Source organism: Microcoleus sp. T2B6, from assembly GCF_036700475.1.
GTDB lineage: Bacteria > Cyanobacteriota > Cyanobacteriia > Cyanobacteriales > Microcoleaceae > Microcoleus.
This window is the reverse complement of the sequence record NZ_JAUBOZ010000006.1, coordinates 89,514-107,846: the sequence shown is the minus strand read 5'-3', so window position 1 is coordinate 107,846 and position 18,333 is coordinate 89,514. Positions and strand designations below refer to the sequence as shown.

General features: G+C 44.4%; 20 protein-coding genes and 2 pseudogenes. 8 read left to right on the top strand and 14 right to left on the bottom strand.

Annotated elements, in window-relative coordinates; translation table 11 throughout:
• Nucleotides 1–119 precede the first annotated feature (119 nt).
• The 3 genes and pseudogenes from uca to QUA00_RS36755 form a co-directional block, all read left to right on the top strand.
• The gene (gene uca, locus QUA00_RS04540) at nucleotides 120–3,737 is read left to right on the top strand and encodes an urea carboxylase (protein ID WP_333408832.1); all 3,618 of its coding nucleotides are present in this window, start codon (nucleotides 120–122) and stop codon (nucleotides 3,735–3,737) included.
• 141 nt (nucleotides 3,738–3,878) lie between these two features.
• The gene (locus tag QUA00_RS04535; RefSeq protein WP_333408831.1) at nucleotides 3,879–4,013 is read left to right on the top strand and encodes a WG repeat-containing protein; all 135 of its coding nucleotides are present in this window, start codon (nucleotides 3,879–3,881) and stop codon (nucleotides 4,011–4,013) included.
• Nucleotides 4,010–4,075 (top strand): annotated as a pseudogene (locus QUA00_RS36755) (hypothetical protein); the annotation flags it as partial. The gene QUA00_RS04535 and the pseudogene QUA00_RS36755, both read left to right, overlap by 4 nt.
• 174 nt (nucleotides 4,076–4,249) lie before the next feature.
• Here QUA00_RS36755 and QUA00_RS04530 read toward each other — a convergent pair.
• From QUA00_RS04530 to QUA00_RS04485, 10 genes and pseudogenes are all read right to left on the bottom strand, one after another.
• Nucleotides 4,250–5,038: a class II glutamine amidotransferase gene (locus QUA00_RS04530; RefSeq protein WP_333408830.1), complete on the bottom strand. Its 789-nt coding sequence runs from the start codon at nucleotides 5,036–5,038 to the stop codon at nucleotides 4,250–4,252.
• A gap of 292 nt (nucleotides 5,039–5,330) precedes the next feature.
• Nucleotides 5,331–6,227, bottom strand: coding sequence for a thermonuclease family protein (locus QUA00_RS04525; protein WP_333408828.1), 897 nt, complete (start codon nucleotides 6,225–6,227; stop codon nucleotides 5,331–5,333).
• Nucleotides 6,228–6,323: 96 nt separating this feature from the next.
• The gene (locus QUA00_RS04520) at nucleotides 6,324–6,902 is read right to left on the bottom strand and encodes an ACP phosphodiesterase (protein ID WP_333408827.1); all 579 of its coding nucleotides are present in this window, start codon (nucleotides 6,900–6,902) and stop codon (nucleotides 6,324–6,326) included.
• 3 nt (nucleotides 6,903–6,905) lie between these two features.
• Nucleotides 6,906–7,241 carry a XisI protein gene (locus QUA00_RS04515; RefSeq protein WP_190740648.1) on the bottom strand — a complete coding sequence of 112 codons (336 nt, stop codon included), beginning with the start codon at nucleotides 7,239–7,241 and terminating at the stop codon, nucleotides 6,906–6,908.
• A pseudogene (locus QUA00_RS04510) lies at nucleotides 7,229–7,645 on the bottom strand (element excision factor XisH family protein). The gene QUA00_RS04515 and the pseudogene QUA00_RS04510 overlap by 13 nt, the downstream one beginning before the upstream one ends.
• Nucleotides 7,646–7,800: 155 nt before the next feature.
• Nucleotides 7,801–8,622, bottom strand: coding sequence for a restriction endonuclease (locus QUA00_RS04505; RefSeq protein WP_333145269.1), 822 nt, complete (start codon nucleotides 8,620–8,622; stop codon nucleotides 7,801–7,803).
• Between the two features lie 154 nt (nucleotides 8,623–8,776).
• Nucleotides 8,777–9,355 (bottom strand): Uma2 family endonuclease, encoded by a 579-nt coding sequence (locus QUA00_RS04500; RefSeq protein ID WP_333145268.1) that lies wholly within the window; start codon nucleotides 9,353–9,355, stop codon nucleotides 8,777–8,779.
• A 47-nt stretch (nucleotides 9,356–9,402) separates the two neighbouring features.
• Nucleotides 9,403–9,801, bottom strand: coding sequence for a retropepsin-like aspartic protease (locus QUA00_RS04495; protein ID WP_333145267.1), 399 nt, complete (start codon nucleotides 9,799–9,801; stop codon nucleotides 9,403–9,405).
• The gene (locus tag QUA00_RS04490) at nucleotides 9,798–10,211 is read right to left on the bottom strand and encodes a hypothetical protein (RefSeq protein WP_333145266.1); all 414 of its coding nucleotides are present in this window, start codon (nucleotides 10,209–10,211) and stop codon (nucleotides 9,798–9,800) included. The genes QUA00_RS04495 and QUA00_RS04490 overlap by 4 nt, the downstream gene beginning before the upstream one ends.
• A 35-nt stretch (nucleotides 10,212–10,246) precedes the next feature.
• Nucleotides 10,247–10,405 (bottom strand): hypothetical protein, encoded by a 159-nt coding sequence (locus QUA00_RS04485; protein WP_333053645.1) that lies wholly within the window; start codon nucleotides 10,403–10,405, stop codon nucleotides 10,247–10,249.
• 124 nt (nucleotides 10,406–10,529) lie between these two features.
• On the opposite strand from QUA00_RS04485, the gene QUA00_RS04480 reads away from it, so the two are divergent.
• A complete protein-coding gene (locus QUA00_RS04480; RefSeq protein ID WP_190731945.1) occupies nucleotides 10,530–10,721 on the top strand; it encodes a hypothetical protein in 192 nt (63 codons plus the stop codon).
• Entirely contained in the window at nucleotides 10,721–11,008 is a 288-nt protein-coding gene (locus QUA00_RS04475) for a hypothetical protein (RefSeq protein WP_333145265.1), read from the top strand. Before QUA00_RS04480 ends, QUA00_RS04475 begins: the two co-directional genes overlap by 1 nt.
• A 94-nt stretch (nucleotides 11,009–11,102) precedes the next feature.
• Here the strand turns inward: QUA00_RS04475 and acs are convergent, their stop codons facing one another.
• From acs to QUA00_RS04460, 3 genes are all read right to left on the bottom strand, one after another.
• Nucleotides 11,103–13,073 (bottom strand): acetate--CoA ligase, encoded by a 1,971-nt coding sequence (gene acs / locus QUA00_RS04470; RefSeq protein ID WP_333408826.1) that lies wholly within the window; start codon nucleotides 13,071–13,073, stop codon nucleotides 11,103–11,105.
• Between the two features lie 121 nt (nucleotides 13,074–13,194).
• Nucleotides 13,195–13,557, bottom strand: a complete 363-nt coding sequence (locus tag QUA00_RS04465; RefSeq protein WP_333145263.1) for a DUF5615 family PIN-like protein — start codon at nucleotides 13,555–13,557, stop codon at nucleotides 13,195–13,197.
• Complete coding sequence (locus tag QUA00_RS04460; RefSeq protein ID WP_445252082.1) at nucleotides 13,535–14,050, bottom strand: DUF433 domain-containing protein; 516 nt, start codon at nucleotides 14,048–14,050, stop codon at nucleotides 13,535–13,537. Before QUA00_RS04460 ends, QUA00_RS04465 begins: the two co-directional genes overlap by 23 nt.
• A gap of 57 nt (nucleotides 14,051–14,107) precedes the next feature.
• On the opposite strand from QUA00_RS04460, the gene QUA00_RS04455 reads away from it, so the two are divergent.
• Nucleotides 14,108–14,815 (top strand): restriction endonuclease subunit R, encoded by a 708-nt coding sequence (locus QUA00_RS04455; RefSeq protein WP_333408825.1) that lies wholly within the window; start codon nucleotides 14,108–14,110, stop codon nucleotides 14,813–14,815.
• Nucleotides 14,816–14,836: 21 nt separating this feature from the next.
• Here the strand turns inward: QUA00_RS04455 and QUA00_RS04450 are convergent, their stop codons facing one another.
• Nucleotides 14,837–15,049 carry a hypothetical protein gene (locus QUA00_RS04450; RefSeq protein WP_333408824.1) on the bottom strand — a complete coding sequence of 71 codons (213 nt, stop codon included), beginning with the start codon at nucleotides 15,047–15,049 and terminating at the stop codon, nucleotides 14,837–14,839.
• 278 nt (nucleotides 15,050–15,327) lie between these two features.
• Between QUA00_RS04450 and QUA00_RS04445 the strand changes: the two genes are divergently transcribed.
• Both QUA00_RS04445 and QUA00_RS04440 read left to right on the top strand, forming a co-directional pair.
• Nucleotides 15,328–16,671, top strand: coding sequence for an AAA-like domain-containing protein (locus tag QUA00_RS04445; protein WP_333408823.1), 1,344 nt, complete (start codon nucleotides 15,328–15,330; stop codon nucleotides 16,669–16,671).
• A gap of 21 nt (nucleotides 16,672–16,692) precedes the next feature.
• A partial coding sequence (locus QUA00_RS04440) for an AAA-like domain-containing protein (protein WP_333408822.1) occupies nucleotides 16,693–18,333 on the top strand: 1,641 nt, incomplete at its 3' end.

Sequence of the window (18,333 nt, the reverse complement as noted above, 5' to 3'; positions counted from 1 at the left end):
GTTTTAGGGCGGGCTAGAAGCCCACCCCACAACAAAAATTAATGTTTGTGGAACAGGCATCTTGCCTGTTCTTCAGGCTAGTACAAGATGTAACTAGATACCAATCAGCAATTCCCTAAATGTTTAACAAAGTTTTGATTGCAAATCGCGGTGAAATTGCCTGCCGAATTATCCGCACCCTCGATCGCCTCGGAATTGCTTCGGTAGCAGTATATTCGGAAGCCGACGCCCGCGCCTCGCACGTTTTCGCCGCCAGCGAAGCCGTTTGTATCGGTGCAGCCGCCGCAGCCGAGAGTTATTTGCGGTTCGATCGCATTCTCGAAGTTGCGCGCCAAACAAAAGCTCAAGCTATCCATCCGGGTTACGGCTTTTTGAGCGAAAATGCTGAATTTGCCGAAGCTTGTGCAAGCGAGAATATTGCATTTATCGGCCCGACTCCGAGTCAGTTGCGCTGCTTTGGATTGAAGCACACCGCGCGGGAAATAGCCGCTGCAAATCAAGTGCCGCTAACTCCCGGAAGTGAACTTTTAGCAAGTTTGGAGGATGCCCAAAAAGCGGCTGGGGCGATCGGCTATCCCGTGATGCTCAAAAGTACCGCAGGCGGTGGCGGCATTGGTTTGCAGGCTTGTTTTGGCGATCGAGATTTGGCAGAAGCATTTGAAAAAGTACAGCGTTTGAGTCAAAGCAATTTTAAACAAAGCGGCGTTTTTTTAGAGAAATACATTCAAACAGCCAGACACATTGAAGTCCAAATTTTTGGAGATGGCAAAGGCAATGTCATAGCCTTGGGCGAGCGAGATTGTTCGGTGCAGCGGCGCAATCAAAAAGTAATTGAAGAAACCCCCGCCCCTGGTATTAGCGACGAACAGCGAAATCACTTGTACCGTGCAGCAGTGCGGCTGGGAAAAGCGGTAAATTACCAGTCAGCGGGTACTGTTGAATTTGTATTTGATGTCGATGCGAAACAGTTTTATTTTTTGGAAGTCAACACGCGCTTGCAAGTCGAACACGGCGTTACTGAAACTGTCAACAACATCGACCTCGTTGAGTGGATGGTAAAACAGGCTTCGGGAGATTTGTTCCCCCTGGAAGAGTACCGTTATCAGCCGCAGGGACACTCAATTGAGGTGCGAATTTATGCGGAAGATGCCGGCAAGAATTTTCAGCCGAGTTCCGGGTTGCTGAATCAAGTTGCGTTTCCCGAAAACGTCCGCTGCGACAGTTGGATAGAAACCGGCACGGAGGTTACTCCTTTTTACGATCCGCTGCTAGCCAAAGTGATCGTTTGCGGGGATAATCGAACGCAGGCGATCGTAAAACTAAAAGCTGCTTTAGATGCCAGTGAAATAGCGGGAATTGAAACTAATTTAGATTACCTCCGCCAGATTTTGGACGATTCCCGATTCAGCCGGGGCGAACTGAGCACGCGCTTTTTAAACTCTTTTGAATACGCACCTTTAACGATCGATGTATTGGATGGGGGAACCTACAGCAGCATTCAAGATTATCCGGGGCGGATTGGCTATTGGGATGTTGGCGTGCCGCCTTCTGGACCGATGGATCATCTGGCATTTCGATTGGCAAATCGTTTAGTAGGAAATCCCGAATCGACAGCAGGATTGGAATTCACAGCTACAGGCCCAACTCTGCGCTTCAATGCTGATACAGTTATTAGTTTGACTGGTGCAACTATGAAGGGAACGCTAAACGGCGAACCGGTGCCGTTTTGGACAGCAATTCCCGTAAAAGCTGGCAGCATTCTCAAGTTAAAAGCCATTCAAGGCGACGGCTACCGCACTTATTTAGCAGTCAAACACGGCTTTAATGTCCCCGATTATTTGGGCAGCAAATCAACTTTTGTACTGGGCAAATTTGGCGGACACGCGGGCCGCACGCTGCGTCCGGGAGATGTGTTAAAACTCAACCAAACTGCAACTCTGGAAGCGGAAATATCTTTGCCTCCCGAACTAATTCCCACCTACAGCAATAATTGGGAAATCGGCGTTTTGTACGGGCCTCACGGCGCGCCGGATTTCTTTACTGAGTCAGACATCGAAATGTTTTTCTCCACAGAATGGCAGGTGCATTACAACTCGACGCGGACGGGCATTCGGCTGATCGGCCCGAAGCCCACCTGGGCGCGTCAAGACGGAGGGGAAGCGGGTTTGCACCCGTCTAACATTCACGATAATGCTTACGCGATCGGCACGATCGATTTTACGGGCGATATGCCTGTAATTCTCGGTCTTGACGGCCCGAGTTTGGGAGGTTTTGTGTGTCCTGCTACTATTGTGCAGTCGGAATTGTGGAAAATCGGGCAACTGAAACCGGGGGACAGCATTCGCTTTCACTGTTTGAGTTTTGCTGAAGCTTTGCAGCGGGAATTAGCACAAAATCTGCAAATTGCTACTTTTAGTTTGCCTGTTTTTGGGGAAAATGCGGAGGAATTGCCCGCAGTTCCCGCTTCTCCAATTTTGCACGAAATTCCCCAATCTCCGGGACAGGTTGCTGTTACTTACCGTCAAGCTGGGGATAAATATATTCTAGTTGAATACGGCCCGTTGGTGCTGGATTTAAATTTGCGTTTTCGGGCGCACGCATTGATGGAACAGTTGAAAGCCAATCCGTTGCCGGGTGTTATCGAATTAGTGCCGGGAATGCGATCGCTCCAAATTCACTTTGAGGGCCGCCAGATTTCGCAACAGCAGCTAATGCAGGCGCTGATTGCGGCGGAGGCGGAACTTCCGGCGATCGAGGATTTGGAAGTGCCGGCGCGAATTGTGCACTTACCTTTATCTTGGGAAGATGAATCGACGCTGTTGGCCATTGAAAAATATATGCAGTCTGTGCGATCGGACGCACCTTGGTGTCCCAGCAATATTGAGTTTATTCGCCGCATAAACGGGCTTGACAGCATCGAACAAGTCAGAGAAATTGTATTTAATGCTAGCTATTTAGTGATGGGTTTGGGAGACGTTTATTTAGGCGCGCCCGTCGCAACTCCCCTCGATCCGCGCCACCGTTTGGTTACTACTAAATACAATCCCGCCCGCACTTGGACTCCTGAAAATGCAGTTGGCATTGGCGGCGCGTATTTGTGCGTTTACGGGATGGAAGGGCCGGGAGGTTATCAATTTGTCGGCCGCACGGTGCAAATGTGGAATCGGTTCAAACAAACGGCGGATTTCCAGTCTGGTAAACCTTGGCTTTTACGCTTTTTTGACCAAATCCGATTTTATCCGGTTTCTCATGAGGAATTGCACCGCTGTCGGGAAGCATTTATCGAAGGGAAGTTTAAATTAAAGGTTGAGGAAATCACTTTTAATTTGAGAGAATACAATGAGTTTTTGCATTCTATTGCTAACAGTGCGGCTGAGTTTAAAGCGCAGCAGCAGGCCGCATTTAATGCAGAGCGCGATCGCTGGGCCGCATCCGGGGAATTTGAAGCTGAATCTGCCGCAGAATCCTCGGCGGATGTGGGTTCGGAAACGGCGGCGGAGGTTGTTTTGCCGATCGGCTGTGAGGCTGTTGTCGCTCACGTTTCGGCCAATGTTTGGCAGGTGCTGGTTAATGTTGGAGATGCGGTTGCAGAGGGCGATCGGCTGTTAATTTTGGAAGCGATGAAAATGGAAATTGCTATTACTGCTGATGTTGCGGGCACTGTTGCCGAGTTGTTTTGTGAAAAGGGGCAAACGGTGACAGCCGGACAAATTTTAGCGGCTGTTCAACCGAATTAATCCCTCTGTTGTCACTTCGGGGAAAGTAGAAGCCGTTGGATAATTGGGGGATGATTTTGATTGTTTTGTGGGATGGGATATCGTAGCCAGTCAGGTGTATTTTCACAGAAGGCGGGACACCCTACAAGAATCATCCTCTAATTGTGCAATACCCGCTCCTTTAATCAAGGTTTAGCAGCAGTTACCCATCCAAAAGGGTGGGGATATATCAATCAAGCAGGCCAGTGGGCGATCGCCCCTAAGTTTCCGCTGTTGGCAGTTTTTCCGAAGGCTTAGCCGCTGTCAAGCGCAATGACAAATCTGGCTTAATAAATCAAGCTGGAAAGCTGGTCATTTAGCAGGTTCGATGCTCTGTTTAGGCTTTAAATTTGTTTAAACTCACATCTTGCACCATTCTCAAGAACAGGCAAGATGCCTGTTCCACAAAAATTAAATTTTCTTGTGGAACAGGCCGAAAAGCCTGTTCCTAAAAAGCTTATTGACAATGGTGCAACATCTCAGTTGAAATCCCGTTAACTTAACTCCAGCAGCCCAGAATTGACCGGCAAACCATCCTGAAATACCAGCAATTCTCCCGGCTGAATTTGCGTCCAAACTTCGTTATCAGTCAGCGGAAAAGTGGCAATAACAGCCACGCGATCGTCCTCGTTGGTCAATTCCCGAAAATCGACAGTTACATCTTCGTCGATCGAGTGAGCGCTAGCAAAAGGTGCTTGTCGCACAATATAATGCAGATTAGTAGAACAGTGGGTGAACAAGTGTTCTCCATCGGAAAGTAAATAATTAAAAATTCCGTGGTCTGCCAAACTTTTAGTAATTTCCTCCAGTACCGGATAAATTTCCGCTACAGCAGGCTTACTTTGAGGAAAAGTAGAGCGCAGCTTTTCTAATATCAAACAGAATGCTTTTTCGCTGTCAGTTTTGCCAACAGGTTTGTAAACTCCGGCACGTTCTGGATTAAAATTTTCCAGATTTCCATTGTGAGCGAAAACCCAATAGCGCCCCCAAAGTTCCCGAATAAAAGGGTGGCAGTTTTCCAAAGCAATTTCGCCTTGGGTAGCTTTGCGGATGTGAGCAATGACGTTAGTTGAATGAATGGGATAGCGGCGCACTACTTCTGCAACCGGAGAAGCAATCGCAGGTTTAGAGTCTATAAAAAGGCGACATCCCAAACCTTCAAAGAAAGCAATTCCCCAACCGTCTTGATGAACGTCTGTTCTGCCACCTCTTGCAGAAAAACCCTCAAAAGAAAAGCAAATATCTGTTGGAACATTGCAGTTCATTCCCAGTAATTGGCACATAGCTTTTAAATCTCTGGAGTTTGGATGGATGTCGCCGCTATTGGCAGCTACAGATCGGCGATGATAGTATTATAGTATGAATGGATTTAGCCTAATAAAAAAAACACAATTATTTTGGATTGTCAACCATAATGCTAATTAAATTTTAAAAAATGCGTGAAGCCAAGCTATCCCGAACGCGCGTGCGAGCCCGTTGCGGTAGGGAATCGCCCAAAATTTAATAGCCTTCCCCGCAGAACAGTCTTCATCGTTCCATTTGTCCGGCAATTTTTTAATTGAATTTATGTAAAATTCACTTTTGTGGGGGAAAATCTGAAAGTTGTTTGATATCCTTCAAAACTATTTGAGGCTTCCCTTTGTACTGTTCTACCTTCCCACTGACATACACATATCCCCGTCCCACACCCGCATAACGTTTCTCAATTAGCCGCTTCAAGGGAGCCATTTCATCAGTTTCAGCATCTGGTATCCACAAATCTAATTTATGATACACAGAACCAGCATAAATTAGAGCGCTGCCGCCGATCCATTTATTAATCCCAGCCTCCAAATCGCAGAAAATAGTAAGAGATTGAGCTTTCTCAGAAGCAGCTAATATTTTCGGGTAGTGCAACCTCAAAGAAAGCACTCCTGCCGTTGCTTCCGACAACCGAAACTCTTCAACAATCGAGCCTCGCATCGACCACCAAGGCAGTAAATTAGCATAGTTGCGAGAGGGGATTTTGGCATTGATAATCGGATTCCAAATCATCAGATTGTAAGCTTTAGCTGCCGATTCTGCCTCAGTCATTTGTCGGTGATACAATCTGGAGCGCCCGTATTTGATGAAGTAGGGACTCCAGCCTTCTTCAATCAGTTTAAGATTGTAATTTTCTCCGTCTTTATGTACGTAACAGAGGAGACGCCCGTAGTTGTCGCGGTGTTTTTGTAGAGCCACTTCAACCGAATCGTCTGTATCAAATTCTATGTCAATTTGAGCAAGTCCCCCATCTGCTGTCGCGAAGTATTTTTTAGCCATTTCCGTACCTGCTTTCCCCGCCGCAGTTACAGGTTTGGAGCCTCCCGGATGACTTTCTTCTGTATCGACGCAAATCAGGCGCAGAGCCTCGGTTTTGCCGTTGAGAGAAATTTTGATGCTGTCACCATCAACTACTTTAGTTATTTGCAGGTTCGGAATTCTGGTTGCCATATTTTGAACCCTGTTGCACTTGAGATTTCATGCAGGTATCGGTTGCATCATACACGAGTTCGTTATCAATAGCAACTGTAATTTTTGTGGTTTGTATTAATATTTGTCAACTGTGGCGTATTTTATCAAGTCGGGGAAAAAATCTCGAAAATCTGATTCTAATCGCTGATAGTTAGCTGTCAAATCTTCTATGCCGCTTGCCAAGTTATTTGTCCGCTTGAGTCGCGCCGACATTCTTGTAAGAGTGATGCCGATTTCGGCGATGTCCTGATAAGATGAAAGCAAGTCGCGGGCAATTATTGTTGGCAGCACCCGCTGGAGAGATTCAGGCAATATATCGCGGTTGTCTTGCAGGATTTTATAGACATCCTGAGAAAAATCCCGGAGCGGAATTTCTGAGTATTCCAGCCAATTTTTAGCTAAGAAGTGGTCGTAAAACACGTCAATCAAAACTCCAGCAAACCTGCGTCTATCGGCGCAAACAAGGCTTTTACTCGATCGCACTATTGGGTGAGAGTCGGTGTAGCTATCTACTTTGCGGTGCAAATCAATGCCTTTTCTAATTTCATCGGGATAAAGGTTGACAGCCGTTCCTTTGACAAAATCTCCGAGGAGGTTGCCTATCAGGGATTCTGGCGTGCCTTTTGATAAGAATAGATGAGCCAAATAATTCATTAACTACACAACTGCATAACCTGTATGAGGTCTGACATCGGCGGGATGAAAACCTAAAACAATGGAATCCTTGGAAATTCCAGCAGCTACAAGTTCTTTTGTCACGCCGTATTCTGTCTCATCTCGCTGTACCCAAATCTTATCATCAATAATATCTATATGAACCAAACAGCCGTGAATTCGTTTGGCTTTATCCCAGCCTAAAGTAACTAGCAGGTAACAATCAGATTTTTCATCAAACACGGCTTTACAAATTATATCGCCATGAGAGTAAGGAATTTTTGTGTAAGGTTCGAGAACTGTTTTAATGGTGGTTCTAAAGTTAGCTAAAGTATCCATTTTACGATCGCCTCTTGATTTGGGTCGAATACAATCAGCTTGAGCTTTTCATCTTCAATCATTAATTGACCGATCGGTTCTTCAAATAGAGATTCATAGGTGATATCGCGAACAGCCAGATAAAGCGTATGTTCTGGATAAGTTCTCTGAAGCACAGATCGATAAATAGTAAATTGTCCGATCGCCTCTCTCAAGTCCTGCATTTCTGAATCGCTGACAAAGCTTTTGACTTCCACAGCAATTTTTTGTTCTCATCGTTCGGCTGCCAGCACCTGTTTTGCTCCCAGATCCACATACATATCTTTTTTTCCCCATTTCAGATGGAGAGGATCGTGAGTAATTATCCACCCATCATTGAGGAGAGATTTTTTAACTGTATTGTGGTAGAGGTCTAAAGCAGGCATAGAACAACACGAGCAATATAAGACTTCACGGTTATATAATAGCAAATTATTATGCAATAGAGCGATCGTCTAACTGTAGTATGCAGGCGATCGCTCCACCCACGTTCAAATATTGCTTGCGATTGACTGAAGATCGATCGCTTCACAATAGAAGCTTAAATCTTCGTAAACCAATTAGCATCCACTTCCACAGACTCAATCATTTTTATCTTGACACCAAGCCCCAACTCTTTTAGTCGTTGAACTAACTGCTCACCATCAATCAAATCTATTGGGGGTGCGCCATCTCGTGTTGCTTCTTTGACAGCATCTCTGGTAAATGTTCCAGTTGTAATGAATAAACCTTTGTCGGTTCGTCCCTGCATTGCCCCACGGAAGTCTCTAATTTGACTCGCCGTAACCGAACCCTGATAGCGCTTGCACTGAAACAGAACATGAAAGCTCAAGAAACCACTAATACGGGCAATACCTACACCATCAATTCCACCATCGGCGGACTTACCTGTAACCTGTACTTGTATAAAGCCTGATTCACGTAGTAGGCGCTGTGCCAAACGCTCAAATGCTGAAGGTTCTAGTGATAGCAGTATTTGATGAAGCTGCTGATGCCATGCAACTTCTTCTAAATTTTCAACTGCTCCAACATTTGCGTTTAAATTATCTGGCGACATCACCTTTTTCTTGTCAGTCTCTCGAACCACCTTGACAATTTCTTTTGCATCCAGAATCTCACAATCTATAGATGTTGAAACTAAAGACCACACGCCACGTGAGGAATTTTGTAAAAGCCCGTATTTTTTCAAGTAAGTACGACTCCAACCAAGTCGATACTCAACAGCACTCTGGGATTTGTTTCCATGTGGGATATCCAGCACCTCGTTAGGTAAGTTGAGAATCTGCGCTACTCGGTCATAAATCTCTTCAGTAGTTCCCGATCCACCCAGCATTTGTAGAGCCTGAATTGTGGGTAAGAGCATTGAGTCAAATGTAGGGATTGAATGGGTATATCTGTTCATCTAAAAACTGTTGATATAATTTGCCAAGCACTGCTTTTTTAATGAGAAACTGATGGCATCAAAATACTGACGCTCTATTGGCTCCTACCGTCATAATTTGCTAAATTGCGATCGGCTACATCTCTCGACGGAACAATCTAATAGCTTCCCCAGCATCAGTTTCCGCCATCAAAATACAGCGTTTCATCAAATCGAGATCGAGGTTATTGAGTCCGGGTAGCTGACTGCGATCGCTATTTTCATAGCTACCATCTTGGAGATGATATATCTTCAGTAATCCATCTTCCCAAAACCACACCTCTGAAACCCCCAAAGCTTTATAGCGATCTAACTTACTGATTCCTCCACTGGTAAAGACAACTTCGATTGACAAATCGGGAATTGGTTTTACACTCCCAATGTAGTAGGATTCGTCTGCTTGCACAGAGACAACTCCCGATCTTTCCTGCGTCATTGCCCCTGTGGGCTTGAAGAAAATTCCCTGTTCGACGAGAAAGGTAGTCACTAAGTAACCGATAACATGAGCAAAAGTTTCGTGGTCTTCTCCCGGCCTCAGAATCTCGATCGTCCCATCATAGTAAAATAGTCGCACTCTAGGGGAGCCTTCAAAGCCTTTTTGGATAAATTTAAACCGTTCCCACATTCCATGATGAACAATTCGCTGATCTGTGGTTTTGCTAAGTAGTGGAGGCATCGCGATCAGATCCATTCCAGAAGTTATCTTGATTGTAGCTTGTATTTTTAACGAATGCGAATCTCTCCCTCTTTAGCATAGATAACAGCTTGCATAGGAGCAAGAAAATCCATCCCTAGCAGACCGTCTACAAAAGTGGTTGCAGGTAACGTGTAGGCAACTATAGGAAAATTTTCTAAACGCTCGCCCAAGCAATTAAACCAAGGCACAGCTACTACTGGTGCTTCCACAATACCGCCACCTGCTGATGTCCTAATTCTCCGTAGAGGATTTTGGATATCGCAACCAAGAGCTTCTAATATATTTACCCGCAAAACGGTATAAGTTGAGCCTGTATCAACTAATAATCTGAATTGTCTGACAGTATTACTTGTGCTGGAGGCAGCAGCTTTTAAGACGAGTAAATTTCCGTAACGCGAGCACCTATAAAGTTTTTGTGAAGTCACGACAGCACCGAATATTCATCAGGAATAGGGCCAGTGTATTCTATAGAAATTGACCGGACATCTTTAAATTTTGTCAAAGCTCGGTCTATTTCCTCTCGCTGCGGTGAATGAGCTAAGACTTCACCGCGAATCACATTCCATAAATCGTCGGATTCAGTATCAGCAATTAGCACCCACTCGCGGGGATAGCGATCGCGTATTTCTGCAGCCGTCAAGATTTCCCCTGTGGGTTTGTAATCCGACCCATTGTTATTTTGAATCAGAACTTGAGAGGGCAGGTCGGTTTCTGCTTGAGTAATTTCTTCATTTAATAGTTGCCAAAGTCGGCGTTTTTCTTCGAGTTGGAGGGAGGCGATCGCATCTACTAGGACTTGAAAAGGAATTTGCAACTGTACGGTTTCTGGGAGCATGGCGTGTCTCAAGGGATGTTAATGAACCAAGGTTATCAATCTGGGTGAAGCGACTTATCTTCAACTTTTAAACTCCTAATCTGTTCGCGAATCACATCGGTTTTTGTTCTACCACTGTTCGCGCAATAAGCTTCTAGCCGAAGCATTTCTACTTCAGGCAGTCGGATGGTTAGAACTTTAACGTTTTTACTCATACTGCAATTATACTAAAAAATGCAGTACAATTATAGCAGATAAATGCGCCTTGGCAGAATGTTGCCGCACCATGCCAAGACGACTTCCCCGAAGTTGAACGTCCAACAAAGGAGCAATTTAATTATGATTCAAGATCCAGAAAAAGATCCTGAACGCTGGGACGAGCCGATTTTAGCGGATAATCCCAGGCAAGCGAAACAGGAGTGCCAAAAACGAGCCGATCGCTACCGAGTTGAATTAGAATCTGTAACTCAACCCGGAAAAGTCGAAAATCGCCCTCAAGTGTACCGTTGCAACTACAAGGAGAAAGAGTAATGGCTGTTCTGGAATGTGTAAAACCTGGTGCTAAACTCGGTCAAATTATTCTTGCCGTCGATCTTACTGTTGCCGGTGCTGTCGATCGCATTTTAGCAAAAATTCAAGACTTGGGATATGACCCAGAAATTCGTCATGTCAACTATCCGTCTGGAGTCCACGTCTTAGCAATTCTCAAAGACGAACAGCATTCTGAAGCAGTTGATGATGACTACTTGTTAGAAGAGTGGCTACAGGTAAGGTCGGAAATCAATCCCGATGCAGTTCATCTGTGGCGCGGTAAATAAGCAAATTAACAATTAAACCGCGGATGAACGCCGATAAAAATACATCAGCGTTCATCCGCGTTCATCTGCCTACATCTGCGGTTAAAAAATCCCCCTACGCACCTCCCCGCAACTTATCCAAAACCGTCCGGTCTTCCAAAGTCGAAGTATCCCCAGAAACCTCTTGTCCCGCAGCCAAAGAACGCAGCAAACGCCGCATAATCTTCCCGCTTCGAGTCTTCGGCAAAGCATCAGTAAATCGAATTTCGCCGGGACGGGCGATCGCCCCAATTTCCTTAACAACGTGCTGCTTCAATTCCTTAGCCAATTCATCGCTAGGTTGCTGCGAGTTGTCCAGCGTGACAAAAGCCACAATTTCCTCACCTTTAATCTCATCCGGTTTACCAACAACCGCAGCTTCCGCCACCGCTGGATGCGATACCAAAGCTGACTCGACTTCCATTGTGCCGAGTCGGTGTCCGGCGACATTAATTACATCGTCAACGCGGCCCATTACCCAGAAATAACCGTCTTTGTCCTTGTGCGCGCCGTCTCCAGCAAAGTACACAAACTCGCCATCTTTCGGGTGCAAATATTCCCAATAGGTGCGGCGAAAACGGTCTGGATCGTTGTAAAGTGTACGCATCATTCCCGGCCAAGGATGTTTCACCACTAAATAACCGCCACTTTCGTTAGTGACTGGTTCGCCATCTTGGTCAACAACATCGACCACAATTCCGGGGAACGGTAGGGTTGCAGAACCGGGTTTTGTAGGAATGGCACCGGGCAAAGCGGTAATCATAATTCCGCCGGTTTCTGTTTGCCACCAAGTATCGACGATCGGACAATTCGACTTGCCAATTACTCGTTGATACCACATCCAAGCTTCAGGATTGATCGGTTCGCCGACGGTTCCTAACAATCGTAAAGATGACAAATTGCGCGCGTTGGGCAAGTGTTCGCCCATTTTCATGAATGTTCTGATGGCGGTGGGTGCAGTATAGAAAACGGTGACGCCGTATTTTTCAATTACATCCCAAAAACAGCCAGGATTTGAAGGGCGAGGAGCACCTTCATACATTAAAGTTGTCGCACCGTTGGACAGCGGCCCGTAGACAATATAACTGTGTCCAGTAATCCAGCCGACATCAGCAGTACACCAGTAAACATCGGTATCTTGGAGGTCGAATATCCATTTGGTTGTCATGTGGGTATAAAGGTTATAACCACCGGTTGTATGGACGACACCTTTCGGTTTGCCGGTACTGCCACTGGTGTAGAGTACGAACAGCATATCTTCGCTGTCCATCGGTTCGGCTGGACAATTTGCCGATGCACCTTTTTGCAAATCGTGCCACCAATGATCGCGCCCGGGTTCCATGTCAATTTTCTGTTTGGTGCGCTGAACTACGAGAACGTTGGTAACGCTGGGTGTGGCATTATTTGCTAATGCTTTGTCTACTTGTGTTTTGAGGCCGACGGGGGTATCTTTGCGGAAGCCACCGTCAGCGGTGATGACGAGTTTTGCTTGGCCGTCGTTGAGTCGATCGCGCAAAGCTTCTGCACTAAAACCGCCAAAAACAACGCTGTGTACTGCACCGATTCTGGCGCAGGCTAGCATGGCGATCGCAGCTTCGGGAATCATGGGCATATAAATGCCGACGCGATCGCCCTTTTGGACTCCCAATTGTTTGATGACGTTCGCCATTTGGCAGACTTCGCGGTGGAGTTGCGCGTAGGTGAGGGTGCGGGAGTCTCCCGGTTCGCCTTCCCAAATCAGGGCGGCTTTATTTTTGCGCCAAGTGGTTAAGTGGCGATCGAGACAATTGTAAGAAATGTTAATTTTGCCATTGACAAACCATTTAGCAAAAGGCGGTTGCCAGTCGAGCACGGTATCCCAGTTTTGGAACCAGTGCAATTCTTGGGCCGCAAGTTCTGCCCAGAATGCTTGGGGGTCAGCTTTGGCTTTGTCGTAGAGGGCTTGGTACTCTTCTAGGCTTTTGATGTGAGCTTTTTGGGAGAATGCAGCAGGCGGCTGAAATAGCCGTTTTTCATGCAGAATTGATTCGATGGTATCTTGCGACATTGCTTTTAACTTTAACTTCGGTTAGTCTTTTTAACTATTGTTTGCATAAGTTGGAGCAAAAGTATGTTTATTTTCCTTAAGACTTTGGGGAATTTTGTAAATGTTGGAGCTGCATGAGAAATTAGAGCACTGGTAAATTGTAAATTCTATCTTCGTACTCATTCTCAAATGATGCTTCATAAATCAGAAGCAGTAGTTCAATATTTTGACCGATACTCAGCTTGGAATTCAGGAGAAAGATTCCGGGAATATGGCGGTTTTGCTCTAGATGATCTGTTAAATGAACAGGCATAGAGCGGCGGTTGTTGGTAACAAGAATGAAATTGTGGATTTCGCACCAAATAAGAATTTCTGGATCGAGAGTCCCTTTAGAAGGTGCTGTTAGTTCTCCCACTGCTAGAACAACCAGATCGGGATTGCGCCTGCGAATTTGGTTAACATACACAGGCTCGACATTTTCATCAAAGAGATACTGGATTGGCATCAGCTTTGCTCCTTGCCTCTCTTTCTGCTTTAAATTTGCGAAGTTTTTCTGTCACTGGAGGAGGATTACGAGTTTGTTCTTCTCGCATTTTTTCGCCCCACTCCAGCCATTCGGTTATGTATTTACCGACTGTTTCTTTGTTGTGCAGGTAGTACAAAATGGTCGCATAAACTTGTTCCAGGGTGAGCGATGTATAAATGTTAGCGATTTCTTCGGGAGTTCGAGCGCGAAACAGGTATTCATAGAGAATTGTTTCGATGCCAATGCGGGAACCTTTGAGCCGAATATCGTCAGGTCTTAGGAAGTTGAAGTAGTCTTCTAGTTGCGTGGTTTGGTGGTTGGCTTCATGAGATTGCTTCTCTTTATTAATGTCTGTTCCTTCGGAAACCAGCACAATTACTTCGGCTCGGCTGTTGCGATATAAATTGAGCGGTTCACCAACGCACAATTGTCCTCGATCGTCGATCGTTGCCATCACTTTAATTGCTTTCATACAATCTACCCGATTTACAGGAGCGATATCTGGTATGATTATATCATAACAAATCCGATGGTAATGCTTTTAGAATTGACATTAACAGCCGATCGCACTAAAGCCATGACCCAAAATTTAGAAGCAAGCCAACTTTCGCTAAATGACGTTCGCCGCCTTCTCAAATTGGAAAGACAAACAGGAGGAGGTTTTACTGATTTTTTCTCTCTGGAACGTCTGACGGGTTTTGAACAGCAGGAATTATTGCAAATCGGTAATCACTTTTGGCGTCATCTAGAAGCAGGGAAAGTTTCTGCAAAGCTGGTTAAATTTTTAGTGCTTTCACCGTTAATGAGATTAGCAGGATTTTTTGATATTCCGATCGTGCTGACAATGGAAGATAGCATCCCCATCGAGGTTGAGGATGGGGATACTTTAATTAAAGGGCGCTTGGATATTTTAGCGGTAAATCAGCCGGATGCAGAGCTCGCGGCTGCACAGTTTTGGATTTTGGTAGTGGAGGCGAAAAATAGTGCGATCGCACCTTTGACTGGTTTGCCGCAACTCCTGACTTATACTTATAAAAGTTTGCAGCAGCAATCGTCTGTTTGGGGATTGACGACGAATGGCGAAAGTTATCGGTTTGTGCGGGTGACGCGGGGAAATCCTTGTACTTATCAGATTTTACCGGAATTGAATTTGATTGACCAAGAGCGATCGCTCTTGTTGGCGCAAGTCTTGAAAGCTATTTGCAAGTTGCAGAATGTGCAGTTGCAGTTGGCTTAACAAGGGCGATCGCATCCGATGTTATGGTGACGGTGGAGTCCTGTGCTCGATCGGTGGAACCTTTTGTACAGGAGTTGGCGGTTGTTCATTCCGCAAAAGTTCGATCGTACTTGGTGTTAAAGGAATCGTCACTAGGAGGATGGGTACAAAAACTTTCTCTAACAACCATTTGATATCTGACTTAGACAGATTCTTCAAAAAGTTCCGTCTATTTTTCGGTTTTTCTGGTTTCATTTTTTTTAATCTCTATCTACATTTCCTACGATATCTGGATTTTTTGTGTTCGCGGGCGATCGTCAATTTAGCCTCCCAAATTAGTTGTTAAGTAAAATTTTGAAGAGATTGTGAGTTGCCATTGAATGATTTGTGAAAAAGTTTGTGAGAAAAAACTCACAAATCACTTTTGGCTTAGAAATTTGTGAAAATTAACTAGGAATTGACTGAACAGCTATGCTAAAGCTCTGAGTTATGCTAATTTAAGATAAATTAAGCAGGTTTGAGGCTGAGGTGGAATGGATAAGATGACTAAACAGGAGTTTGAGGCTATCTATACAGACAAGCTTAAAACAAAACAGCGTCCAGTGCTAAAGGAGTTCTTGCAAGATAAGTCAGACCAACAAATCGCTAACTCTCTCACCCCAAAAGTAACGAGGTCGTGTGTCAGCGATCATATTTCAAATATTTGCCAGTTATTTAATATCACAAATGAGTCGGGTGGAGGATATACGCAACGTGAAGAGTTGATTCTATTATTTGTCACATATAAACCTGAATTAGTTTGTGAAGAATTCTTAAAAAGATATGGGAAAACAACCTCTGAGACTCGAAAAATATTAGAAGATCCAGAAGGGCCAGTGCCATTAAATTCTGATTTTTATATAGAGCGTTCCCTAATGGAAGCTGACTGTTATCAGCAGATTTTAGGACGGGGGTCAATGATTCGCATTAAAGCTCCTAAGTTAATGGGAAAAACTTCTCTATTAAATCGCATCATCGAACGCGCAAAAACGAATCATTATCGATTAGTGTGTTTAGATTTTAGAGAGGCTGAAACAGAAATTTTTAGTAACTTAAATGATTTTTTTCACTGGTTTTGCTTGAATATCAGCCGAGAGCTAAAACTAGAATCTAATATGGATAAAAATTTGCAGGGGGGTGTAGGCATTCTTATGAATTGCAAAAACTACTTTGAAGATGAAGTTTTAGGAGCTAGAGATAGTCCTTTAGTATTGGTTTTAGAAGAAATAGACTGTATTTTTCCTTATAAGGAAATTTCAGAAAATTTTTTTAGTATGTTACGAAGCTGGTTTGAGAAAAGTCAGAAAAGGGAAGGATGGAAAAACTTGCGAATGGTGCTGCTTTATTCTACAAATGTGTATGTGAAATTACCTTATAATCAATCACCATTTAATGTCGGGTTTGAAGTAAAGTTGACAGAATTTAGCCAGCAAAATATTCTAGATTTAGCCAGCCGCCATCAATTATCTTGGGGAACTGATGAAGTTGACGCATTGATGGCAATGATTGGCGGTTATCCTTATCTGGTACGCAAGGCGCTTTATCATTTAAAGGATTCCAATCTATCTTTAGCAGACATTTTGCAAAATGCAGCTACAGATGTGGGAATTTACCGCCAGTGTTTGCAGGCTCACTGGGCAAACTTGGCAAACTTGCAAAATTATTCTGAACTCAAAGCGGCTCTCCAACAAGTTGTTTCTGCAGAGAGTGCGGTCAAATTAGAAAAGGTGCTAGAATTTAAGTTATTGAGTACAGGTTTAGTCAAGCAAAATCAGCATGGTATCACTCCTAGCTGTCGGTTATATCGGGAATATTTTGCAGAAAAATTTCGAGATTAGAGTCGGGAGTAAAACCATATTATGGCGGTTTATCAATATCAAGTTGGTGGCTGTTTAAAGTACGAACATCCTACCTATGTTAAGCGTCAGGCCGACAGCGAACTTTATGACAGTTTGATAGCCGGAGAATTTTGTTATGTGTTGAACTCCCGGCAAATGGGCAAATCTAGCTTGCTAGTACAAACGATGAAACGCTTGCGCGAAAAAGCAGGCTTTAAATGTATGGAGATAGATTTAACAGATATCGGTAGGGAGAGTTCAGACTGCTGGTATTTTGGGATTATTTCTGAGTTAGTTCGGGATGGCGCACTCTCAAGAAAGGTGGATGCTGACAGTTGGTGGCAGCAACGACAATTGCTGTCGCCATCTCAACGATTGAGTCAGTTTATTGAAGATATTTTACTGACAGAAATCTCGCAAAATATTGTTATTTTTATTGATGAAATTGATTCGATTTTAAATCTGAGCTGGAAAGATGACTTTTTTCTTTTAATTCGGGCTTCTTATAACAAAAGAGCAATGAATTCTGAATATAAGCGCCTTGCGTTTTGTCTTTTGGGAGTTGCGACGCCAGCAGATTTGATTCGCGATAAAGACCGAACACCTTTTAATATTGGCAAAGCTATTGATTTAACAGGGTTTACTTTTGATGAAGCTCGACCTGCTTTAATCCCTGGCTTAATGCTAGAGCGCTCGGAGGAAATATCAGAGAATATATTAGCTGAGGTTTTTTATTGGACAAACGGGCAACCTTTTTTGATGCAAAGACTGTGCCGACTGATGGTCTATCAATCGGCCCGTGGGACTTCTGATGTGAAAGCTTTAGTGCAAAAGTACGTCATTGATAATTGGGAAGCGAATGACGAACTAGAACATTTAAAGACAATTAGAGATCGCTTGCTACTTGACTATCAAGACCGCACGGCGCTACTGCTCGGTATTTATCAGCAAATACTGACGGATGCGGAGCAGAAAATCTGTGCTGATAATAGCCTCGATCAAAGAAGGTTACAACTCTCAGGATTGGTCGTCAAACGCAACGGATATCTACAAGTTTATAACCCCATATACGCCGCTATTTTTAACTTCGAGTGGGTACAGCAAGAATTAGCGAAACTCCGCCCCTACCAGGAAAACTTCGCCGCTTGGATTGCCTCAAATCGTCAAGATACTTCCCGACTGTTGCGCGGCCAAGCGTTGGATGATGCGTTGAAGTGGAAAGAGGGGAAACGTTTAAGCGATGAGGATAATGATTTTTTAGATGCCAGTCAAGCTGATGAACGGCAAGAACTGAGAACATCTAATAAATTCTTAAAAGAAGTTCGCAGGCAAGTTAGAGAAATTATTAACATTGAAGAAACTGGAGACATCGCGTTAACTCTTTTTCAGTCGGAGAGAAAGCAAATAGAAGCTTTGCAGGCAGCTATCAAAGCAGGAAAAGACTTAAAAAAGTGGATACCTGATAATCCCCCGCTTTCAGAATATCCTGTTACCAGTCCTCTGTTAGCTTTGCAGATGATTCTTGCTAGAATTCGTGAACGGCGTCAGTTGGTTGGACATAATGGCAGGATAAGTAGGATAAATAGTGTCAGTTTTAGCCCGGCAGGAAATGTGATCGCTACTGCCTCAGATGACCGCACCGCCAAATTGTGGGACTTGCAG

Coding starts and splice junctions, on each gene's coding strand:
- QUA00_RS04465 (WP_333145263.1), bottom strand. CDS start 13,557: ATGCCAATCCAGTATCTCTTTGATGAAAATGTCGAGCCTGTGTATGTT.
- QUA00_RS04480 (WP_190731945.1), top strand. CDS start 10,530: ATGATTCAAGATCCAGAAAAAGATCCTGAACGCTGGGACGAGCCGATT.
- uca (WP_333408832.1), top strand. CDS start 120: ATGTTTAACAAAGTTTTGATTGCAAATCGCGGTGAAATTGCCTGCCGA.
- QUA00_RS04485 (WP_333053645.1), bottom strand. CDS start 10,405: ATGAGTAAAAACGTTAAAGTTCTAACCATCCGACTGCCTGAAGTAGAA.
- QUA00_RS04445 (WP_333408823.1), top strand. CDS start 15,328: ATGGATAAGATGACTAAACAGGAGTTTGAGGCTATCTATACAGACAAG.
- QUA00_RS04500 (WP_333145268.1), bottom strand. CDS start 9,355: ATGCCTCCACTACTTAGCAAAACCACAGATCAGCGAATTGTTCATCAT.
- QUA00_RS04490 (WP_333145266.1), bottom strand. CDS start 10,211: ATGCTCCCAGAAACCGTACAGTTGCAAATTCCTTTTCAAGTCCTAGTA.
- QUA00_RS04505 (WP_333145269.1), bottom strand. CDS start 8,622: ATGCTCTTACCCACAATTCAGGCTCTACAAATGCTGGGTGGATCGGGA.
- QUA00_RS04475 (WP_333145265.1), top strand. CDS start 10,721: ATGGCTGTTCTGGAATGTGTAAAACCTGGTGCTAAACTCGGTCAAATT.
- acs (WP_333408826.1), bottom strand. CDS start 13,073: ATGTCGCAAGATACCATCGAATCAATTCTGCATGAAAAACGGCTATTT.
- QUA00_RS04460 (WP_445252082.1), bottom strand. CDS start 14,050: ATGAAAGCAATTAAAGTGATGGCAACGATCGACGATCGAGGACAATTG.
- QUA00_RS04525 (WP_333408828.1), bottom strand. CDS start 6,227: ATGGCAACCAGAATTCCGAACCTGCAAATAACTAAAGTAGTTGATGGT.
- QUA00_RS04450 (WP_333408824.1), bottom strand. CDS start 15,049: ATGAAACCAGAAAAACCGAAAAATAGACGGAACTTTTTGAAGAATCTG.
- QUA00_RS04530 (WP_333408830.1), bottom strand. CDS start 5,038: ATGTGCCAATTACTGGGAATGAACTGCAATGTTCCAACAGATATTTGC.
- QUA00_RS04520 (WP_333408827.1), bottom strand. CDS start 6,902: ATGAATTATTTGGCTCATCTATTCTTATCAAAAGGCACGCCAGAATCC.
- QUA00_RS04455 (WP_333408825.1), top strand. CDS start 14,108: ATGGTAATGCTTTTAGAATTGACATTAACAGCCGATCGCACTAAAGCC.
- QUA00_RS04515 (WP_190740648.1), bottom strand. CDS start 7,241: ATGGATACTTTAGCTAACTTTAGAACCACCATTAAAACAGTTCTCGAA.